This window comes from Pseudomonas sp. GW822-FHT03F08 (assembly GCF_058801265.1).
This window is the reverse complement of the sequence record NZ_JBXANC010000019.1, coordinates 1-4,870: the sequence shown is the minus strand read 5'-3', so window position 1 is coordinate 4,870 and position 4,870 is coordinate 1. Positions and strand designations below refer to the sequence as shown.

The 4,870-nt window shown below is 51.9% G+C and carries 2 tRNA genes and 2 rRNA genes; all 4 read left to right on the top strand.

Going from position 1 to position 4,870, the window contains the following annotated elements:
- Positions 1-1,449: ribosomal RNA gene (locus AC1RME_RS29510) — 16S ribosomal RNA — on the top strand; the annotation flags it as partial.
- 81 nt (positions 1,450-1,530) lie between these two features.
- Positions 1,531-1,607, top strand: a tRNA-Ile gene (locus AC1RME_RS29505).
- Between the two features lie 30 nt (positions 1,608-1,637).
- Positions 1,638-1,713, top strand: a tRNA-Ala gene (locus AC1RME_RS29500).
- 245 nt (positions 1,714-1,958) lie between these two features.
- Positions 1,959-4,849, top strand: a 23S ribosomal RNA gene (locus AC1RME_RS29495).
- The last annotated feature ends 21 nt before the right edge of the window (positions 4,850-4,870 follow it).

Sequence of the window (4,870 nt, the reverse complement as noted above, 5' to 3'; positions counted from 1 at the left end):
GGATTCAGCGGCGGACGGGTGAGTAATGCCTAGGAATCTGCCTGGTAGTGGGGGACAACGTTTCGAAAGGAACGCTAATACCGCATACGTCCTACGGGAGAAAGCAGGGGACCTTCGGGCCTTGCGCTATCAGATGAGCCTAGGTCGGATTAGCTAGTTGGTGAGGTAATGGCTCACCAAGGCGACGATCCGTAACTGGTCTGAGAGGATGATCAGTCACACTGGAACTGAGACACGGTCCAGACTCCTACGGGAGGCAGCAGTGGGGAATATTGGACAATGGGCGAAAGCCTGATCCAGCCATGCCGCGTGTGTGAAGAAGGTCTTCGGATTGTAAAGCACTTTAAGTTGGGAGGAAGGGTTGTAGATTAATACTCTGCAATTTTGACGTTACCGACAGAATAAGCACCGGCTAACTCTGTGCCAGCAGCCGCGGTAATACAGAGGGTGCAAGCGTTAATCGGAATTACTGGGCGTAAAGCGCGCGTAGGTGGTTCGTTAAGTTGGATGTGAAATCCCCGGGCTCAACCTGGGAACTGCATCCAAAACTGGCGAGCTAGAGTATGGTAGAGGGTGGTGGAATTTCCTGTGTAGCGGTGAAATGCGTAGATATAGGAAGGAACACCAGTGGCGAAGGCGACCACCTGGACTGATACTGACACTGAGGTGCGAAAGCGTGGGGAGCAAACAGGATTAGATACCCTGGTAGTCCACGCCGTAAACGATGTCAACTAGCCGTTGGGAGCCTTGAGCTCTTAGTGGCGCAGCTAACGCATTAAGTTGACCGCCTGGGGAGTACGGCCGCAAGGTTAAAACTCAAATGAATTGACGGGGGCCCGCACAAGCGGTGGAGCATGTGGTTTAATTCGAAGCAACGCGAAGAACCTTACCAGGCCTTGACATCCAATGAACTTTCCAGAGATGGATTGGTGCCTTCGGGAGCATTGAGACAGGTGCTGCATGGCTGTCGTCAGCTCGTGTCGTGAGATGTTGGGTTAAGTCCCGTAACGAGCGCAACCCTTGTCCTTAGTTACCAGCACGTTATGGTGGGCACTCTAAGGAGACTGCCGGTGACAAACCGGAGGAAGGTGGGGATGACGTCAAGTCATCATGGCCCTTACGGCCTGGGCTACACACGTGCTACAATGGTCGGTACAAAGGGTTGCCAAGCCGCGAGGTGGAGCTAATCCCATAAAACCGATCGTAGTCCGGATCGCAGTCTGCAACTCGACTGCGTGAAGTCGGAATCGCTAGTAATCGCGAATCAGAATGTCGCGGTGAATACGTTCCCGGGCCTTGTACACACCGCCCGTCACACCATGGGAGTGGGTTGCACCAGAAGTAGCTAGTCTAACCTTCGGGAGGACGGTTACCACGGTGTGATTCATGACTGGGGTGAAGTCGTAACAAGGTAGCCGTAGGGGAACCTGCGGCTGGATCACCTCCTTAATCGACGACATCAGCTGCTCCATAAGTTCCCACACGAATTGCTTGATTCATTGAAGAAGACGAAAGAAGCAGCCCGAAATTGGGTCTGTAGCTCAGTTGGTTAGAGCGCACCCCTGATAAGGGTGAGGTCGGCAGTTCGAATCTGCCCAGACCCACCAATTTTGTGTGGGAAACGCCTGTAGAAATACGGGGCCATAGCTCAGCTGGGAGAGCGCCTGCCTTGCACGCAGGAGGTCAGCGGTTCGATCCCGCTTGGCTCCACCACTACTGCTTCTGAAGTAAGAGCTTAGAAATGAGCATTCCATCGAGTGGATGGTGAATGTTGATTTCTAGTCTTTGACTAGTTCGTTCTTTAAAAATTTGGGTATGTGATAGAAAGATAGACTGAACGTTACTTTCACTGGTAACGGATCAGGCTAAGGTAAAATTTGTGAGTTCTCTTAGTTGAGAAATTCGAATTTTCGGCGAATGTCGTCTTCACAGTATAACCAGATTGCTTGGGGTTATATGGTCAAGTGAAGAAGCGCATACGGTGGATGCCTTGGCAGTCAGAGGCGATGAAAGACGTGGTAGCCTGCGAAAAGCTTCGGGGAGTCGGCAAACAGACTTTGATCCGGAGATGTCTGAATGGGGGAACCCAGCCATCATAAGATGGTTATCTTGTACTGAATACATAGGTGCAAGAGGCGAACCAGGGGAACTGAAACATCTAAGTACCCTGAGGAAAAGAAATCAACCGAGATTCCCTTAGTAGTGGCGAGCGAACGGGGACTAGCCCTTAAGTGGCTTTGAGATTAGCGGAACGCTCTGGAAAGTGCGGCCATAGTGGGTGATAGCCCTGTACGCGAAAATCTCTTAGTCATGAAATCGAGTAGGACGGAGCACGAGAAACTTTGTCTGAATATGGGGGGACCATCCTCCAAGGCTAAATACTACTGACTGACCGATAGTGAACTAGTACCGTGAGGGAAAGGCGAAAAGAACCCCGGAGAGGGGAGTGAAATAGATCCTGAAACCGTATGCGTACAAGCAGTGGGAGCAGACTTTGTTCTGTGACTGCGTACCTTTTGTATAATGGGTCAGCGACTTATTTTCAGTGGCGAGCTTAACCGAATAGGGGAGGCGTAGCGAAAGCGAGTCTTAATAGGGCGTCTAGTCGCTGGGAATAGACCCGAAACCGGGCGATCTATCCATGGGCAGGTTGAAGGTTAGGTAACACTGACTGGAGGACCGAACCGACTACCGTTGAAAAGTTAGCGGATGACCTGTGGATCGGAGTGAAAGGCTAATCAAGCTCGGAGATAGCTGGTTCTCCTCGAAAGCTATTTAGGTAGCGCCTCATGTATCACTGTAGGGGGTAGAGCACTGTTTCGGCTAGGGGGTCATCCCGACTTACCAAACCGATGCAAACTCCGAATACCTACAAGTGCCGAGCATGGGAGACACACGGCGGGTGCTAACGTCCGTCGTGAAAAGGGAAACAACCCAGACCGTCAGCTAAGGTCCCAAAGTTATGGTTAAGTGGGAAACGATGTGGGAAGGCTTAGACAGCTAGGAGGTTGGCTTAGAAGCAGCCACCCTTTAAAGAAAGCGTAATAGCTCACTAGTCGAGTCGGCCTGCGCGGAAGATGTAACGGGGCTCAAACCATACACCGAAGCTACGGGTATCACGTAAGTGATGCGGTAGAGGAGCGTTCTGTAAGCCTGTGAAGGTGAGTTGAGAAGCTTGCTGGAGGTATCAGAAGTGCGAATGCTGACATGAGTAACGACAATGGGTGTGAAAAACACCCACGCCGAAAGACCAAGGTTTCCTGCGCAACGTTAATCGACGCAGGGTTAGTCGGTCCCTAAGGCGAGGCTGAAAAGCGTAGTCGATGGAAAACAGGTTAATATTCCTGTACTTCTGGTTATTGCGATGGAGGGACGGAGAAGGCTAGGCCAGCTTGGCGTTGGTTGTCCAAGTTTAAGGTGGTAGGCTGGAATCTTAGGTAAATCCGGGATTCCAAGGCCGAGAGCTGATGACGAGTTGCCATTAGGCGACGAAGTGGTTGATGCCATGCTTCCAAGAAAAGCTTCTAAGCTTCAGGTAACCAGGAACCGTACCCCAAACCGACACAGGTGGTTGGGTAGAGAATACCAAGGCGCTTGAGAGAACTCGGGTGAAGGAACTAGGCAAAATGGCACCGTAACTTCGGGAGAAGGTGCGCCGGTGAGGGTGAAGGACTTGCTCCGTAAGCCCATGCCGGTCGAAGATACCAGGCCGCTGCGACTGTTTATTAAAAACACAGCACTCTGCAAACACGAAAGTGGACGTATAGGGTGTGACGCCTGCCCGGTGCCGGAAGGTTAATTGATGGGGTTAGCTAACGCGAAGCTCTTGATCGAAGCCCCGGTAAACGGCGGCCGTAACTATAACGGTCCTAAGGTAGCGAAATTCCTTGTCGGGTAAGTTCCGACCTGCACGAATGGCGTAACGATGGCGGCGCTGTCTCCACCCGAGACTCAGTGAAATTGAAATCGCTGTGAAGATGCAGTGTATCCGCGGCTAGACGGAAAGACCCCGTGAACCTTTACTATAGCTTTGCACTGGACTTTGAATTTGCTTGTGTAGGATAGGTGGGAGGCTTTGAAGCGTGAACGCCAGTTTGCGTGGAGCCATCCTTGAAATACCACCCTGGCAACTTTGAGGTTCTAACTCAGGTCCGTTATCCGGATCGAGGACAGTGTATGGTGGGTAGTTTGACTGGGGCGGTCTCCTCCTAAAGAGTAACGGAGGAGTACGAAGGTGCGCTCAGACCGGTCGGAAATCGGTCGTAGAGTATAAAGGCAAAAGCGCGCTTGACTGCGAGACAGACACGTCGAGCAGGTACGAAAGTAGGTCTTAGTGATCCGGTGGTTCTGTATGGAAGGGCCATCGCTCAACGGATAAAAGGTACTCCGGGGATAACAGGCTGATACCGCCCAAGAGTTCATATCGACGGCGGTGTTTGGCACCTCGATGTCGGCTCATCACATCCTGGGGCTGAAGCCGGTCCCAAGGGTATGGCTGTTCGCCATTTAAAGTGGTACGCGAGCTGGGTTTAGAACGTCGTGAGACAGTTCGGTCCCTATCTGCCGTGGACGTTTGAGATTTGAGAGGGGCTGCTCCTAGTACGAGAGGACCGGAGTGGACGAACCTCTGGTGTTCCGGTTGTCACGCCAGTGGCATTGCCGGGTAGCTATGTTCGGAAAAGATAACCGCTGAAAGCATCTAAGCGGGAAACTTGCCTCAAGATGAGATCTCACTGGAACCTTGAGTTCCCTGAAGGGCCGTCGAAGACTACGACGTTGATAGGTTGGGTGTGTAAGCGCTGTGAGGCGTTGAGCTAACCAATACTAATTGCCCGTGAGGCTTGACCATATAACACCCAAGCAATTTGCG